Source organism: Candidatus Zixiibacteriota bacterium (assembly GCA_017999435.1).
Classification (GTDB): Bacteria; Zixibacteria; MSB-5A5; order GN15; family FEB-12; genus JAGNLV01.
The window spans coordinates 126,219-142,693 of the sequence record JAGNLV010000003.1 but is presented as its reverse complement, the minus strand read 5'-3'; the positions used below and the strand labels follow the sequence as shown (position 1 = coordinate 142,693).

Genomic DNA, 16,475 nt, shown 5'->3' with positions numbered 1-16,475 from the left:
GATGATGACAAGCAAGCGACTAACATAGAGGTCGGCGTGAAGAAGTACATTTACATCGGTATCATCCTCGCCCTCGTGCTCGGGGGCTATCTGGCGGTCAACGCGATCTTCACCCCTGCGGTGGACATCCCGACGGCGACCGCCCGGCGCGGCGACATGGTCATCTCGCTCAACGAGAACGGGACGGTCAATGCGAAACGGGCGATGACCCTCTCCTCGCCGCGCATTCGCAGCCTCACCATCACCTGGCTCGCGCCCGAGGGATCGACCGTGAAAGAGGGGGATCCGGTGATCCGGTTCGACGCCACGCAGCAGCTGGCGGACCTCCAGGAGAACCAGTCGAGCCTGAAGATCGCCCAGACGGCGCTCGAGCGGGCAAACAAGGAGTACACGATCCAGGAAAAGCAGCTCACCCTCGATCTGGAGAAGGCCCGCCGCAACCACCTGGAGAAGAAGCACGAGGCCCCGCTCATCGCCGAAGAGGCCAAGATGGAGCTCGATCTGGCCGAGCTCAATTTCCAGGCCAAGCTCGAACAACTCCGGTCGGACGTGCAGAAGGCGGAACTCGAGGTGCAGCGCGCCCAGGAGAAGGTCAACCAGGCGCAGCGCGAACTGGACCAGATGACGGTGGCCGCGCCCATCCCCGGACTGGTCGTCTACCTGGAGATCTGGAAAGGCAGCTCGATGGGCAAGGTGCAGGAGGGAGACGCTCCCTGGCCGGGCCAGGGGCTGGTCAACCTTCCCGACCTCAGCGACATGATGGTCGAAACCACGGTCTCGGAGGTAGATGCGAACAAGGTCGACACCGGGCAGGAAGTGGTCGTGACGCTCGATGCGTTCCCGGAGGTGCAGTTCCAGGGGCGGGTGGCGCAAAAATCGACCCTGGCGCGGAAGAAGGAGCAGAACTCCAAAATCAACGTGTTCGATATCGAGGTGGACATCACCCAGGAAGACCCGCGGCTGAAACCGGGGATGTCGGCCGCCTGCAAAATCGTGGTCGATAGGCTTCAGGACGTCGTCTCGGTGCCGCTGGAGGCGGTGTTTGAGCGGGATGACACGACGGTGGTGTTCCTCAAGGACAAGAAGAAGCGGCCGGTGGCGGTGGGCCGCCGCAACGACATGTTCATCGAAGTGCGCGACGGCCTGCGGGGGGGCGAGGAGATCTGCCTGGTCGACCCGACCGTTCAGGAGCAGGGACTGCCCGGAGACCGGGCGACCGAGCCGGAGCTCAACCGCGACCGCACTGCCGCGCCATCGGCCCCGCCGGCCGGGGGCGAAGGGCGCCGGACGGGCGGCGGGAGGCGCGGCGGATCATGAACTTCCACCGCATCTTCCAGATCTCCTTCGACTCGCTGGCCGCCCACAAGCTGCGGACTTTCCTCACCATGCTCGGCGTCATTTTCGGCGTCGGCGCGGTCATCTCCATGCTCTCGATCGGCGAAGGGGCCAAGCAGGAGGCGCTGCAGCAGATCTCGATCCTCGGGATCAACAACATCATCATCAACGCCAAAGTCCCCGAGCAGGGGCTGTCCTCCGATATCGGTCTCACGCGGTCGCGCGGGCTGACGCTCGAGGACGGCCGTAACATCGCCGAGTTCAAAGCCCTCGTCGCCAACATCGTCCCGCAGCGGTTTGAGCCGATCGCCACGATCTACCACGGGTCGGCGGAGGCCTCGGTGCGGGTGGTCTCCACGGTCCCCGACTACGTGAAGTCGTCGTCGGTCGAGGTGCAGACGGGGCGGTTCATCATCGACCTTGACCAGGCGGAGTTCGCGCAGGTATGCGTGCTCGGCGCGAAAGCCAAGCGGGCGCTGTTCGCGTTCGAGGACCCGATCGGGCAGTCGGTGAGGATCGGCGATTTGAATTTCACCGTGGTCGGGGTGATGGCCGACAAATACATCGGGCGGGGGAAGGTGGAGGGATTCGAACTGAAAAACCTCAACGAGGACGTGTACATCCCGTTCTCCACGGCGGTCAAGAAGCTCCCGCGCGAGCTCGAGGGCGGCACCGAGATCCAGGGCGGCGGCGGGCGCATGATGATCACTTCCACCTCCGAGTACCAGTGGTACCAGACGGCCGAGATCGACCAGCTCACCGTCACCGTTGCCGACCTCAAGTACATCGAGGCGGCGACCAAGCTCGTGGAGCGGATCATCGAACGCCGCCACTTCGGTGTCCAGGACTACGAGATCGTGGTGCCCGAGTCGCTCCTGCGCCAGACCGAGAAGACGCAGCGGATATTCAACATCGTGATGGGCGCGATCGCGGGCATTTCGCTGCTGGTCGGCGGCATCGGGATCATGAACATCATGCTCGCGACTGTGCTCGAGCGGACGCGCGAGATCGGCGTCCGCCGGGCGGTGGGGGCGACCCGCCGCGACATCATGCGCCAGTTCCTCATCGAGGCCGTGGCGATCTGCCTCGTCGGGTGCGTGGTCGGAGTGGCGCTCGGGCTGATGCTCTCCCGCGCCATCTCGTTCTACGCCGACTGGCCCACGATCGTCTCCCCCTACGCGATCGTGCTCGCGGTGGGCGTCTCCACCGCGGTCGGCGTCATCTTCGGCCTCTACCCGGCGGGCAAAGCAGCTAAGCTCGACGTGATCGAATCGCTTCGGTACGAATAGCCGCCGGGGGAGGGCGGACGGCAATCGGCAGCCACAGAGGAGACAGGATGCAGATATGAGCAGATACGGAATGCGCAACGCCGCACTGGGCCTGGCCGCGGCCGGGCTGATGGCCGCCGCGACGCCGGCGCGCGAACTGACCTATGACGCGGCCATGGAGATCGCGCTGCGGCGCTCCAGCCGCGTCGAAATCATCCGCGGCAATCTCGAGGTGGCGGAGAGGAAGTACCAGGCCGAGAAAGTGAACTTCCTCCTCCCCGAGATCTCCCTCAACGGGACGCTCCCGGGGTACTCGTCGGCGGAGCAGTACACCTACCCCGATGGGTTCGGGGGCACCAAGCAGGTGGGGCTGCGGAAGTCGCTCGACATGAACACGTTTATCGGACTGAACCAGAACCTGATCACCGGCGGGTCGCTTGATATCCGGGCCTACCTGCAGGGGAACGAACGCCATTTTCCCCAGACCCTCCGGCTGGAAACGGGCGAGGGGGTTTTCACCGCCAACGAATCCGAGCGCACCGGCCGGTTCTCCTTTGCCCTCCAGCAGCCGCTCCTGCAGCCGTCCGAAGCGAAATTCACGCTCAACAACCGCAAGGATGAGTTGTCGCTCGCGCGCCTGGGCCGGCAGGAGGAAACGGCGACGCTGAAGCAGGAGGTGGCCCAGGCCTACATCGGGGCGCTCCAACTGCAGATCGACAAACAGATCGCCGAGGAGAAACTCCGCTCGGCCCGGCTCAAGGCGGACATCGACTCCGTGAAACTTCAGGACGGGATTCTCTCTGAGGAGCAGTGGCTCGAGACCTCGTCGGCGCGGCTCGATGCCGAGCTGGCGGTGTACGACGTCGAGAGCAATCTCGCCAAACAGATGCAGACGCTGGCGGTGCTGCTCGACATGGAGGAGTACCAGGACCTCGAACTGGCGGCGCCGCCGGTCGAGGCGCCGCTGACCCCGGAGGAACAGGAGCGGCTGCTGGCGGCCGCGGACCGGTCGGTCCCGATTCAGCGGGCCGAGTTTGACTACGCCAAGGCGAAGCGGGCCGCCGACTACTCGAACGCCTCCAGCGGCATTCGGGGGACGCTGACGGCGAGCTACGAGAAGGACGCCGGGGACATCGAAACCACGTACGACGGCTTGCCCCAGACGGAGACCAGCACCCTCAATCTCGATACCTGGGAGGTCAAGCTGGAGTTCTCGTACCCGCTCTGGGACGGCGGCTCGGGATCGGCCGAATCGCGCGCCTCTGAGCTTGAGGCGCAGAAAGCCAAGATCGAGCTCGAGCGCCAGCGGAAAATCGTTCGGGCGGACATCCGCAACCTCACTGAGGGCCTCGACGTCTCCCACCGAAAGCTGTCGATCCTGCAGAAGCAGGTCGACCTGACCGCCGAGCGACTCGGGATCGCCAGGATGCGTTTTGAGAACGGCGAGATCTCCGAGGTGGAATACATCGAGAGCAACGTGGCGCATCTTGATGCGCGCAAGAAGTATCTCGAGGAACTGCAGAAATATCTCGTTGACAGGTACACGCTGGAAGGCAAGTTTACGGGCTGATGGCCGAGAAGATCGTCATCCGCACGCCCAACCACCTCGGCGACTGCATCATGGCTCTGCCCATGATCAGTCAGACGAGAGAAGCCTACCCGGGAGCCGGCGTCACCCTCGTGGCGCCGCGCCACCTGGCGGCCCTCTACCGGCCGAACCCCGATATCGACGGCATCCTTGAGCTCCCGCCCGAGCATGTCCACGGTCTGATGGCGGTGATGAAGGTGAAGGATCTGGTCTCTCCCCACGCCTTCGACCTGGGCTACATCCTGCCGCCCTCGTTCGGGGCTGCGGCGGGGTTCAAGCTGGGCGGCGTCAAGGAGCGGATCGGGTACATTGCCGACGGGCGGCGGCTCCTGCTGACCCGGCCGCTGGCGCTGCCGGCGCCGCTCAATTCCAAACACCGCAGCGAGCTGTATTTTGACCTGCTCCGCCGCGGCGCGGGCAAGGAGCTGCCGTTTGTGAAGCCCAAGCTGTTTCTGAGCGACGCCGATGTGGCGAGCGGGATCGAACTGCTCGGCGGGTTCGGCCTGGGCGCCGACGATCCCTACGTCGCGGTGGCCTTCCGGGCGGTGGCCGAATCGCGCCGCTGGGGCGCCGAGCGGTACATCGAGCTCCTCAAGCGCCTGATCAGCCGGCATGGGCTTCGGGTGGTGCTGGTGGGTTCGCCCGACGACCGGACGGAGGGGGACGACATTGCCGCGGCGACCTCCACCAAGGAAGTGATCAACCTGGCGGGAAAGACCACGATTCGGGAGGCGGCGGCTGTCCTGTCGCGGGCCAAGCTGTTCGTGGGCAACGATTCCGGCCCGGCCCACCTCGCCGCCGCCGTCGGCGCGCCGGTCGTGGTGCTGTCCGGCGCCGACGACCCGAAAGCCACCACGCCTCTGGCCGCCCGCAAGAAACTCCTCTATCTAGAGCACCTGCCGTGTATCTCCTGCGAACGAAACAAGTGCCCGCTGAAGGGGGCAGAGCGGATGCAGTGCATGACGGGTCTGTCGGTCGATTTGGTGGCCGCGGCCGCCGGCGACCTGCTCGAAAACGCGGCCTAGCCGCCGATCCGTCAAAACGCCCCTAACTGCGGCGATGGATCGCTCGTACCATAGTCGGTATGATAATTGACCTCCGGTCGGTGATTGGTGCGGCGGCGATTCCCGCCGATGAAACGGCAGCGGCCGGCGGGGCGCTCCGCCGGACCCTCGACCTCATCGGCCTGGCCGTCTCCGACCTCGTCCAGCCCGGAGCCCGCGTATTCCTCAAGCCCGACCTGGGGGATCCTTCGCCGACAACCGAGCGCGCCTGGAGCGATCCGCAGCTCGTGGCCGCGGTCGCGCGGGTGTTTACCGAGACCGGCGCAAGCGTGCTCGTCGGGGATTCGCCGTTTGTCGACGGCACTCCGGTTCGGCGGCGCTGGGCCGAGGCCGGATTGCTGGCCCCGGCTGGCGCGGAGGGTTTCACGCTGGTGGATTTGGAGGCGGCGACGACACGGGTGGCGGCGGTGCAGGACACCGTCTACTTCGTGCCCGAGGTGCTGGTCGAGGCCGACCTGGTGGTAAACCTCGCGCGGCTGCGCCCGCACCCCTGGTTCGGGGCGGCCGGGGCCCTGACCAACCTTCTCGGCGTGCTGCCGGGATTTCAGAAGATCCGCCACCTCGTCCGTTCCGGCGCGGACGGCGGGTACGGGCGGGTGCTGGCCGATCTCTGCGCCGTTCTCCAACCCGGCCTCACCATCCTCCAATTCGACCTCGAGCCGAAGGATGCCCCGGTCTGGGGAATCCTGGTCTCGACCGACGGGGTGGCGGTAGATGCAGCGGTGGCGCAACGGACAGGGGCCGAAGAGGAGGCGTGGCCGCACATCGGACCGGCGGCCGATTCGGGCCTGGGGGTCGGCTGGAGGGAGGGGATAGAGATTGTGGGAACTGCGTCGGTGCCGCCGGCGGTTCCGGAAACAGGTAATCCCCGCTTGGTGAGACAACGTGTGATGCGATGGTTCGGCGGGTTCACGGAGCCGTTGCTCTGGACCCGACCCGAGCTTGACGGTGCGCTCTGCGACGGGTGCGGCGAATGTGTGAAGAGCTGTCCTACCAAGGCGTTACGGCAGTGCACCGGCGAAAGCCTCCCGGCTGTGGAGGCGCGTCTTTGCGTGGGGTGTTGGCACTGCCGGGCTGTCTGTGCGCAGGGGGCGGTGGTCGCCGGGCAGTCGTCCTTGGCGCGGTTCCTGACCGCCTCGAGACGCAGGAACTGCGCTTTTTAACATATTGCTTGACAATATGGTAGGCGAATCTTAATATGCTGGTGGCAAATTGTGCGCTTTAAGACCGCACGATAGAGGTCGGAAATATTTTCTCCTGTCGCAATTTACGCGCTCGACAGGAGCTGAGATTCACGGAGGCAGTGCGATGATGAGTTCACGTTCAACAGCCGGTTTGCTGGTCCTGCTGATCGCGCTCGGTTGTATGTGCGGCGTACAATTCGTGCGGGCCGAGGGCCCGTTTGACGTCGACAACGCTACCGGCGGCAACAAGACGCTCCCGACGAGCACAATTGGCCATCCCCAGCCGGGCGACCCGTCGGGAGACGACGGTGTGACGGCGCCGACGCGGGCGGCCAGTGTCGTCGGAGGAGATTGGTTCACCGGCTTCATCCTGCGGGTGTCGTTCAACTACGCTTTCGATCATTGGATCGTGAAGCCGGCGACGACTCCGAGGCAGAACGCGGCGCTCCCGGCGGCTTTCCGCGGCCGCTAGCCGCAAGGCTCGCCGCGTCGCTGCTGCGGGCAGCGGGGCGGCGCAACGCAGACACGAATTAGCGAGATTCGGACTGATGAAGCAATCCTCACCAGAGATCTCCTTCGATAATCGCCTGCTGGCGATCGAGGAGCAGTTCCGCCAGCGCAAGTACTCGGCGGCGCTCCACGATCTGTCGCTGCTCACCGAGGCGGCTTTCGTCGAAAGCCCGCCGGAGTACGGGCTGTACCTGTCGCTGGCGGCCGACGGCTCGTACTACGAGGGGAATTACCGCAAGGCGATCGAGCAGGGGCTGGCGTCGGCCCGGCTTTTGGCCGGCTTCCCGCTCAACCGCCGCTACGGCAAGGTCCAGCTGATTTTGTCGAAGGCGTACGTGGCGGTCGGCGACCTGAAGAATGCCGACGCCCGGGCGCGGGACGCGCTGGCCGCCTATCGGCGGGCCGAGGACGTCCTCGGGCAGGTCGACGCCCTCAACTCCTCCGCCCGCATTTCCTACATCCGTTGCGACTACCACGCGGCGATCGAATCGCTCGAAGAAGCGATCGGCATGATCGACGACAATCCGCGCAAGCTCGCCCAGGTGACGGGGAACCTCGGGATGTTGCTGGTGCACGTGGGTGAGTGGGCCAAGGCGGCCGAGGCCCTCCGGAAAGCCCTGCAGGTCAACATCGACAACCGGTTCGAGATCCAGCAGGCGATCAACCTGCTGTCGATGGGGATCCTGGCGCTGGTGCAGCGCCAGTTTGTGTCGTCGCGCCGGCGCTTCGAAGAGGCGCTCGACATTATCGAACGGCACGGGCTCAAACGCGAGAAAGTGATCGCCCTCAAGTACGCCGGCGAGCTGGCGTTCGAGAAGGGGGACACGTTCAAGGCCAAGGCGCTGCTGACCAACGCCTACCAGTCGGGGCTGCTGCTCTCGCCCGATTCCGCCCTGGTGTCGCAGGCGGGACGGCGGCTGGCCGATGTCGAGCTGGCTCTGGACAACCTCGACGACGCCATGAAGCACGCCCAGAAAGCTCTCGAGCTGGCTATGGCGCTGGGGGAGAAAGTCGAAGTAGCGCTGGCGCGGCGGGTGATTGCCCAGGTGTTCGCCGCCCGCGGCGACTTCGCCGAGGCCGTCGACAACATCCGCCTGGCCACCGATCTCGTGCGCAAGGTCGATGATCCCTACGAACTCGCCCGCACCCTCCTGGTGCAGGCCGACATTCTCATCCGGGTCGGCGATGAAGACGCGCGGGTGATCCGGGCCGCCTTCGAGGAGGCCGGCCGCCTGTTCAAGCGCCTGCGCCTGGACTACTGGATCGCCGAGACCGAGTTCAAGACCGGCGTGTACGCTTGCCAGCAGGGAGATCTCTCGGGCGGGTTCCGCCGCCTGAACCGGGCCGAGAAGCTCTATCTGAAGCTTGAGGAGAATGCCCGGGTGCGCGCCGTCCACCACTTCCTCCAGTCGCTCTCGGAGCAGGCGGTGGCGCTTTCGATTTCCCAGGAAAACGAGTTCAAGATTTTCGGCAACCTCATCGGTCCCTCCGAACTGTCCGACCTGAAGTCCAGCCAGCTCGAGGACATCCTGACGATCCTGCTGAAAAAGACCGGCGGGGACCGCGCCGTGATCTTCGCGCCTGAGGCCGACGGGGAGACCGTCTACGCGTCGCTGGAGCTGACGGCGTTTCAGAAGAAGCGGTTTGCGGAGAATTTCTCGGCCCTGCTGGGAGAGGAGATTTCGCGGACGCGGCCGACCCTGAATCTCGACTGCCGGCGCGACCCGTTTATCAACGAACTGCTCGCCGACATTCCGGCCGTGGTCGCCAGTATTCTCGTGGTGCCCTTCCGCATGTCGGCGGGGCAGACCAGTTTCCTGTACGTCGACCGGCTGACCTCCGACAGCAGCCTGAACCCGTTCAGCCAGAGCGACCTCAATTTCGCCGTCGGTTTCAGCGACCTGATCGCCTTCCGGTGGGCGGAGATTGAGAAGAACCGCCTGCTGGAGGACAACCGCCGGCTCAAGAGCCAGTTGATGGAGCAGGCCGCCTTCCCGAACATCATCACCCGCAACCACAAGATGCTCGACGTGCTGGCCCAGGTGCGCCAGGTGATCAACTCCAACATCTCGGTGGCGATCGAGGGGGAGACGGGGACGGGGAAGGACCTCGTGGCGCGGGCCATTCACTACAATTCCAACCGGCGGGCGCGGCGGTTCATTTCGGTCAACTGCGCGGCGCTCCCGGAGACGCTGCTGGAGTCGGAGCTTTTCGGCTACAAGCGCGGGGCGTTCACGGGGGCCGACCGCGACAAGCCCGGCCTGTTCGAGGAGGCCGACGGCGGCACGTTTTTCCTGGACGAGATCGCCGACATGCCGCTGTCGATTCAGGCCAAGATCCTTCGCGTGCTCGAGTGCAAGGAGCTTGTGCGGCTGGGCGATTCGGTCCCGCGCGGGGTCGACGTCCGCATCATTTCGGCCTCCAACAAGGACCTCAAAGAGCAGATGGACCGCGGGCTGTTCCGCCAGGACCTGTACTACCGGCTCTCGGCGCTCAGTTTCCGCCTCCCGCCGCTGCGCGAACGGCGCGAGGACATCCCCCTGCTCGTGACCCATTTCCTCGATGCGACGGGCAAGGAGGTCGACCCGGAGGTCATGCGGATGCTTCTGTCGTATGACTGGCCGGGGAACGTGCGCGAACTCGAGAACGAGATCAAGCGGCTGGCGCTGCTGGCGGGCGACCGCCGGGTGATCGGCCCGGACATCGTGTCGGGCAAACTCCGCGCCGTGGCCGAGCAGGTCGAGAGCGCCCTGCCGGCGCTCCAGGCCGGCGCCGATGTCGAGTTCACCGAGACCTACTCCCTCTACGACTACCTCGCCGAGCACGAGAAGCAGTTCATCATCCGGGCCCTGAAAGAGAAGGGCGGGATCAAGAAGCATGCGGCGGCGATTCTCAACATTCCCGAGTCGACGCTGCGGCTGAAGATCAAGCAGTACAATATCGATCCGAAGCACCTGGACGCCGTGAACTAGCGTCCGGGCCGGAGGCAAGACAAGAGACGGCCGCCCCACTGTCGCCGGTGGGGCGGTTTTTTGTCGGGCGCCGACCCAGACCTTGACACGCGCGGCGCAGGTTCGGTATTATGGCGGGCGGCGCGCCGGCTGCCTGCCGGCGTGTCGCAGAACCGCAATCCACGGAGGTGCCCGCCTGAATACCAGAGCCTACACCCGCTATGTCTTCACCCTCGGGGCGCTCTTCGCCGCCTGGGTCGTGCTCTGGGGATTCGCCCCGCTCGATCGCCACGACTGGGCTTTGGAGAACGTGCTCGTCCTCCTCGTGGCGCCGGTGCTCGTGTTGTCCTACCGGCGTTTCCCTCTCTCCCGCGTCTCCTACACGCTGCTCTTCGTATTTCTCTGCATCCATGAAATCGGGGCGCACTACACTTACGCCGAAGTGCCGTACGACGCGTGGTTCAGGAGTCTATTCGGCGCCGGGCTCAACGCCCTGCTCGGGTGGGACCGCAACAACTTCGACCGCATCGTGCACTTCTCCTATGGCCTCCTGCTGGCCTACCCGATCCGGGAAGTTTTCTGCCGGGTGGCCGCCGCGAAAGGCTTCTGGTCGTACTTCCTGCCGCTGGACGTGACGATGTCGACGTCGATGCTGTTCGAGCTGTTCGAGTGGTGGGCGGCCGAGCTGTTCGGCGGAGACCTGGGGGTGGCGTACCTCGGCACGCAGGGGGATGTGTGGGATGCACACAAGGACATGGGGCTGGCGACCACCGGGGCGGTGATCGCGATGCTGGTGACGGCGGCCATCAATCTCGCCATCCAGTCCGACTTTGCGCGCGAGTGGCGGGAAAGCCTGGCGGTGAAACACCGGCGGCCGCTTGGCGAAGTCGAGATGGCTCGCCTGCGCCGCAAGAAGCAGCGCCGCCCATCGCCGTGAGGGTCGGAGCGACGGTCCCGCCGCGGGGTCTTTTGGACCCAGGGCGCCGGCGAGGGCTTGTTTGGCGCGTCGCAACGCCATATCATGCGGCATGATCCGCGCGCTCTGCTATACCCACCCGGCCCTCGATCCCTTCCGCAATATGGCGGTCGACGAATGGCTGTTCGCACAGGCGCAGCGGCGGCCGGGGATGGTCGTCCTGCGGCTCTACACGTGGCGCACGGGGGCGATCACGTTCGGCTGCAACCAGCGGCTCGACCACGCGGTGGTCCACGAGGCGCTGGGCGGCACGCCGCTCATTCGCCGGGTGACCGGGGGACGGGCGCTCTATCATGATCCGACCGAGCTCACGTACGCGGTGGTGGTGAACGCTGAGGGTCTTCCGCCGGGACCGCTGGTGGGATCGGTCGCCCGCACTTCGGCCGCCATCGCCGAGGCGCTCACCGCTTTTCTGGCGGAGCTGGGGATCCGGTCGCAATATCTGCGATCTTCGGTCGGCGGCGGAAGTCATCCCGCCTTCTTTCACACGGCCCCCTGTTTCGCCTCGGCCGCGCGGCACGAGGTGGTGGCCGACGGCCGCAAGCTGGCGGCGTCGGCGCAGCGCCGCATGGGGCATACACTTCTGCAGCACGGCGCGATCAAGCCGGGCGGCGTCGCCTATCATCCGGCGCTCGATGGCCCGGTATGTCCGCCCGAACGCACGGTCGCCCCTGATCCTGTTTGGGCGCAACATCTTCATACCTGGAGCGGAATCTTCTTCGCGAGCCTCGGGCGCAGTCTCGGCGTCGCGTGCGATGAAGCGGTGCTGTCGGAGGACGAGGAGCGGGTGCTGGATGGGTGGGCGGAGGCGGTCCGCGAAAAAGCTCTGGAGCGGCGCGATTGCATTAAACAGGAAGCGGTTGAGGGCGGTCTCTAGTGCGACCGACGCCCTGTGCGCGGGGAAAAAATCGCTTGACTTCCCTGGCGCGCCAAGGCTAATTTCCGGTCTTAAGTGGGTGTCCTGAAAGGCTCCTGATCGCCGGCGCCCACGCTGTTTTTGAGAGCCGAGGAGTCGGGTCCGCACCGATCAGGTATCGGCCAGCAAACGTCGACAGCACATCGCCTTGTGACTCGCCGGCGCTTCCGACCGCCCGCCGACCCGAGACTGTTGGGTAGTAAGAAAGATTTAGTGTTGATAGGCTCGAGGAGGAACTCTCATGTTTCGTAGTTACAGGCGGCGTCTCCTCACATGCACCATCGCAGGACTCGTTCTGCTCGCCGTGTTCGGCGGGGAGGCTTTCGGTGCCGCCACGGGCAAGATCGCCGGTACGATCACGGACAAGGAGACCAAGCAGCCCGTCATCGGCGCCTCGGTCCTCGTTGTCGGCACCTCGCGCGGCGCCCAGACCGACCTCGACGGGAAGTACACGATCTTCCAGGTGGAGCCGGGAACCTACACGCTCCGGATCAGCCACATCGAGTACCGCACGGTCGAGGTGACCGACGTCGCCGTCAAGGCCGACATCACCACCGAGCAGTCGATTCAGATGGAGCAGACGGCGACCGAGGTGGAGGCGGTGCGTGTCGTCGGCCAGAAAGACAAGCTGGAAATCAAAGAGGTCTCCAACCAGGTCACCATCACCAAGGAAGAGATCCGCACGCAGCCGGTGACGACGGTCGACGAGCTGCTGACGCAGGTGGCGGGCGTGGTCACCAATAGCCAGGGTGAGGTGTTCATCCGCGGCGGCCGCGCCGGCGAGGTGTCGTACATTGTCGACGGCGTGCCGCTGGACGATCCGCTCGGGGCCTCGGGCGCGCAGATGTCGCTCGTGTCGGGCTCCATCCAGGAGTTCACCGTCATCAAAGACGGGTTCGACCCGGAGTACGGCGATGCGCTCTCGGGCATCGTGAAACTCACCACCCAGACGGGCTCGCGCGACAAAACCAATTTCGACTTCCAGTACATCACCGACGATTTCGGGAACAAGGACCTCAACAAGTACTCGCGCAACAATGACTACCTGCGCATGGCGCTCTCCGGTCCCGATCCCTTCGTCAAGAACAAGATTCTCCCGGCGCTCGGCCTGCGCTTCCTCGAGGACCAGGAGTTCACGTACTACTTCTATGCCGAGATGGACAAGAACGACGGCATCTACCAGTACGAGGACTACACCTCGCCGACCACGGCCCGGCAATACGGGGATTTCAACCTCCTCGGGTTCCAGATTCCGGAGCGGCTGAACAACCGGTACTACTACATGGCGAACCTGAAGTTCCGGCCGCAGCAGAACCTCCGCTTCATCCTCTCCTACAAGGAGTCGCTGCGCCGCCTCACACTCTTCAGCTGGGCCTACCGGTACACGCCCAACACGGCGCCGGTGTATGAGGACCAGTGGCGCACGGTCTCGCTGGAGATCTCGGGATCGATGTCCAAGGACATGACGTACGAGGCGGTCTTCTCGTACTACTCGACCTACAAGCAGCAGAAGCCGGGCGACCCGAAGAACCCCGGCAAGGGTCTTGACCCCGACGATTTCCCGGCCGATGACGAGTGGGAGTACTACGACGACGACAACGGCAACGGCCAGTACGATCCGCCGGAGCCGATCATCAATCTGTACCCCGACACGATCAGCTACGGCGAGGGATTCACCGGGCCGCGCTACAACGGCGGCGAGTACGGCGTTGATTTCCGGAACCAGTTTTACGACGTCTTTGAGCTGTACGACCAGCAGAACAGCACGTACTGGGGCACCGGGTTTTCTTTCAACGACAACAATTTCGCGGACACGCTCGAGGGCGAGCCGTTCATCGATCTCAACGGCAACGGCGTGTGGGACCAGGGCGACTACCTGCACGATAAGAACGGCAACGGCGTGCTCGACAACTACCGCGTGAGCAACGTCGGCGCCGCCCAGGCCGAACCGTATGTCGACGGCGACTCGATCCTGGGCGAGCCCTACTACGACAATAACAACAACGGCGTGTACGAAGAGGGCGTCGACGGATTCGTGATGAGCACCGGGCCGGACAACCAGGACTATAACCACAACGGGCGGCGCGACGGTCCGAACGACAAGTTCACCGGCGGGCGCGTCATCCTCGGACCGAACGGGGACACCGTGCGCGTCGAACCCCCGACCCCGTATATCGACCGCAACGGCAACGGCATCTACGACGGGCCCAATTTCCAGTACGACTACGGTGAGCCGTTTACGGACATCAACGGCAACGGCAAATGGGACGCCGGCGGGACCTCGAGCTTCCTCGCGCCGGGATCCTACGACGACGACATCGAATGGTACTACCGCGAGAGCAGCACACTCCGGGGTGACGTCAAGGTCTTCCGCCAGATGGGCAACCACGAGTTGAAGGGCGGCATCGGGATGTGGCGCTACGACTTCACCCTGCAGGATATCAAACGGCCGTACGTCCGCTACAACGGCCGTCCCGACAGCGGGCCGTTCCCCGACCGCGGCGCCTTCCGCGACATGTACAGCTACCAGCCCTGGGCCGGTACTGTCTACCTGCGCGACAAGCTGGAGTACGGCTCGATGATCGCGTCGCTCGGCCTGCGCTGGGATTTCTTCATCCAGGACATCGACGACCTGATCCCGGTGGCCGAGAACGACGACATCGGATCGGGCGTCATCCTGGGCGACCGGCAGAAACTCTCGCCGCGCATCGGGTTCTCCTACCCGATCTCGGACAAGGCGAAGGTCCACTTCAACTACGGGCACTTCTACCAGATGCCCGACCTCGACGCGATGTACGCGCGCAACACGACCTCGATCCAGCAGGACGCGGTCATCGGCAACTACAACCTCGACTACATGAAGACCGTGCAGTACTCGTTCGGCGTCAAGTACGCCATGAGCGAGTACTACAACATCGACGTCTCCGGCTACTTCAAAGACGAGTTCGACAAGATCAACAGCGCGTTCGTCGTCATCGACAACTTCAACCGCCAGCAGTACCGGAACAAGGACTACGGCCGCAGCCGCGGGTTCGAGGTCGAGCTGGAGAAGCGGGGCGGCGGTTATGTCAACGGGATGATCGCCTACACCTACGGCTTTGCCTACGGCAAGGCGTCGGAGGCCTCCCGAACCTACCAGACGAGTTTCGAGCTGTCGCGCGAGCCGCTCGACGAGGCGCCGCTGGACAACGACATCCGGCACTCGCTCAAGGGGAACATCCAGGTGACCGTGCCCAACACGGTGAAGCCGCGGCTGTTCGGGATGCCGATTCCGAACGGCTGGTCGCTCAATCTCCAGTCGATCATTGAGAGCGGTCGCCCCTTCACGCCGGACCGCTCCTACCCGAACGTGGCGACTGTGGGCGGCGAGGACATTCAGCGGAATTCGCTCCGCATGCCCTCGACGGTGCTTTTCGACGTGCGGTTCACCAAGGACTTCCAGTTTGCGGGGGTTGACCTGAGCTACATTCTGTGGATCGAGAATATTTTCGACACCCGGAACGTGGCCGAGGACGGCATTTATACGAACACGGGCCGCGCGGACACCCGCCAGAACCAGAGCGGGATCATCCGCGGCGGCACCGAGTACGATGCCAACCCGTACAACTGGGACTACGGCCGGCAGGTCCGGATGGGAATTCAGATCAACCTGTAAGTCATGGGATGAGGCAAGTTGTTGCTGCAAATAAAGAGGATGCCATGCTAAGACACGAACATACACGCGCGCTTGGCCGGACCCGGGGGATAGCCCTCTCGGGGGCGGTCCTGGCGGCGGTCCTGCTGCTGGTCTCTCCCGGTGACGTACGGGCCCAGGCGAAAGTGGGCACGACCGGCGCCCAGTTCCTTGAGATCGGCGTCTCGGCGCGCGCCATGGGGATGGCGGAGGCGTTCACGGCGCTGGCCAACGACGTCTCGGCCGTCTACTACAACCCCGCCGGCCTGGTCTACCTGTACGGGCCGGAGGGGCAGTTGACGTACGTGCGGATGCCCGCCGACGTCAACTACGGCTACGCGGCCATCGGTCTGCCGCTCGAATCGATCGGCGGGGTGCTGGGAATCAGCGCCTATCACCTCAACTCCGGCGAGATCGACGAGATCGACTACTACGCGATCCCCACCGGGCGGACGTTCTGGTGGAAGGACTTTTCGCTCGCCGTGAGCTATGGCCGCTACCTGACGGACCGGTTCTCGGTCGGTTTCACCGTGAAGTACATCGGTGAGTTCGTTCACGACTACTCGGCCAACGGGTGGGCGGCCGACGTCGGCACGGTGTACAACACCGGTTTCCGGAATTTCAAGATCGCCATGGCCATCACCAACTTCGGCCCCGATCTCAACATGATCCGGGACGACTTCCCGTTGCCCATCAACTTCCGGTTCGGCGGGACGATCGATGCGCTGCAGACCGACAACTACGTGCTGTCGGTGGCGGCCGAGGGCTGCCACCCGTCGGACAACCTCGAGAAGTACAACAGCGGCGCCGAGCTGACCATCCGCGACATGTTCATCCTGCGGGCCGGCGGGCGGTTCAACTATGACGTGGACGGGCTCACGTTCGGCGGCGGGCTGCGCCTGCCGTTCGGCGAAGAATCCGAAATCCGCGTCGACTACGCCTACCAGGACTTCGGCGTGATGGACGAAGTGCACCGATTCACCATGAGTTTCGCGTTTTAGCGGGAGGCA

At 64.6% G+C, this 16,475-nt stretch carries 11 protein-coding genes; all 11 read left to right on the top strand.

The window, feature by feature from the left end:
- The first annotated feature begins 36 nt into the window (after nt 1-36).
- Nucleotides 37-1,317 carry an efflux RND transporter periplasmic adaptor subunit gene (locus tag KA261_08765; protein ID MBP7697888.1) on the top strand — a complete coding sequence of 427 codons (1,281 nt, stop codon included), beginning with the start codon at nt 37-39 and terminating at the stop codon, nt 1,315-1,317.
- Entirely contained in the window at nt 1,314-2,624 is a 1,311-nt protein-coding gene (locus tag KA261_08760; GenBank protein MBP7697887.1) for an ABC transporter permease, read from the top strand. The genes KA261_08765 and KA261_08760 overlap by 4 nt, the downstream gene beginning before the upstream one ends.
- Nucleotides 2,625-2,679: 55 nt before the next feature.
- A complete protein-coding gene (locus tag KA261_08755) occupies nt 2,680-4,173 on the top strand; it encodes a TolC family protein (protein MBP7697886.1) in 1,494 nt (497 codons plus the stop codon).
- The gene (gene waaF, locus KA261_08750; GenBank protein MBP7697885.1) at nt 4,173-5,216 is read left to right on the top strand and encodes a lipopolysaccharide heptosyltransferase II; all 1,044 of its coding nucleotides are present in this window, start codon (nt 4,173-4,175) and stop codon (nt 5,214-5,216) included. The genes KA261_08755 and waaF overlap by 1 nt, the downstream gene beginning before the upstream one ends.
- Nucleotides 5,217-5,275: 59 nt before the next feature.
- Nucleotides 5,276-6,418 carry a DUF362 domain-containing protein gene (locus KA261_08745; GenBank protein ID MBP7697884.1) on the top strand — a complete coding sequence of 381 codons (1,143 nt, stop codon included), beginning with the start codon at nt 5,276-5,278 and terminating at the stop codon, nt 6,416-6,418.
- A 148-nt stretch (nt 6,419-6,566) separates the two neighbouring features.
- Nucleotides 6,567-6,911 (top strand): hypothetical protein, encoded by a 345-nt coding sequence (locus tag KA261_08740; protein ID MBP7697883.1) that lies wholly within the window; start codon nt 6,567-6,569, stop codon nt 6,909-6,911.
- A gap of 76 nt (nt 6,912-6,987) precedes the next feature.
- Nucleotides 6,988-9,921, top strand: a complete 2,934-nt coding sequence (locus KA261_08735) for a sigma 54-interacting transcriptional regulator (protein ID MBP7697882.1) — start codon at nt 6,988-6,990, stop codon at nt 9,919-9,921.
- 175 nt (nt 9,922-10,096) lie between these two features.
- Nucleotides 10,097-10,837, top strand: a complete 741-nt coding sequence (locus KA261_08730) for a DUF2238 domain-containing protein (GenBank protein ID MBP7697881.1) — start codon at nt 10,097-10,099, stop codon at nt 10,835-10,837.
- A gap of 61 nt (nt 10,838-10,898) precedes the next feature.
- On the top strand, nt 10,899-11,753 hold the full coding sequence (locus KA261_08725; GenBank protein MBP7697880.1) for a hypothetical protein: 855 nt from the start codon (nt 10,899-10,901) through the stop codon (nt 11,751-11,753).
- 280 nt (nt 11,754-12,033) lie between these two features.
- Nucleotides 12,034-15,447, top strand: coding sequence for a TonB-dependent receptor (locus KA261_08720; GenBank protein MBP7697879.1), 3,414 nt, complete (start codon nt 12,034-12,036; stop codon nt 15,445-15,447).
- A 44-nt stretch (nt 15,448-15,491) separates the two neighbouring features.
- The gene (locus KA261_08715; protein ID MBP7697878.1) at nt 15,492-16,466 is read left to right on the top strand and encodes a PorV/PorQ family protein; all 975 of its coding nucleotides are present in this window, start codon (nt 15,492-15,494) and stop codon (nt 16,464-16,466) included.
- Nucleotides 16,467-16,475: the final 9 nt, after the last annotated feature.

Excerpts from the sequence above, each read along its gene's own strand:
- KA261_08715 (MBP7697878.1), top strand. The coding sequence starts at position 15,492 with ATGCTAAGACACGAACATACACGCGCGCTTGGCCGGACCCGGGGGATA.
- KA261_08760 (MBP7697887.1), top strand. The coding sequence starts at position 1,314 with ATGAACTTCCACCGCATCTTCCAGATCTCCTTCGACTCGCTGGCCGCC.
- KA261_08745 (MBP7697884.1), top strand. The coding sequence starts at position 5,276 with ATGATAATTGACCTCCGGTCGGTGATTGGTGCGGCGGCGATTCCCGCC.
- KA261_08720 (MBP7697879.1), top strand. The coding sequence starts at position 12,034 with ATGTTTCGTAGTTACAGGCGGCGTCTCCTCACATGCACCATCGCAGGA.
- waaF (MBP7697885.1), top strand. The coding sequence starts at position 4,173 with ATGGCCGAGAAGATCGTCATCCGCACGCCCAACCACCTCGGCGACTGC.
- KA261_08755 (MBP7697886.1), top strand. The coding sequence starts at position 2,680 with ATGAGCAGATACGGAATGCGCAACGCCGCACTGGGCCTGGCCGCGGCC.
- KA261_08740 (MBP7697883.1), top strand. The coding sequence starts at position 6,567 with ATGAGTTCACGTTCAACAGCCGGTTTGCTGGTCCTGCTGATCGCGCTC.
- KA261_08735 (MBP7697882.1), top strand. The coding sequence starts at position 6,988 with ATGAAGCAATCCTCACCAGAGATCTCCTTCGATAATCGCCTGCTGGCG.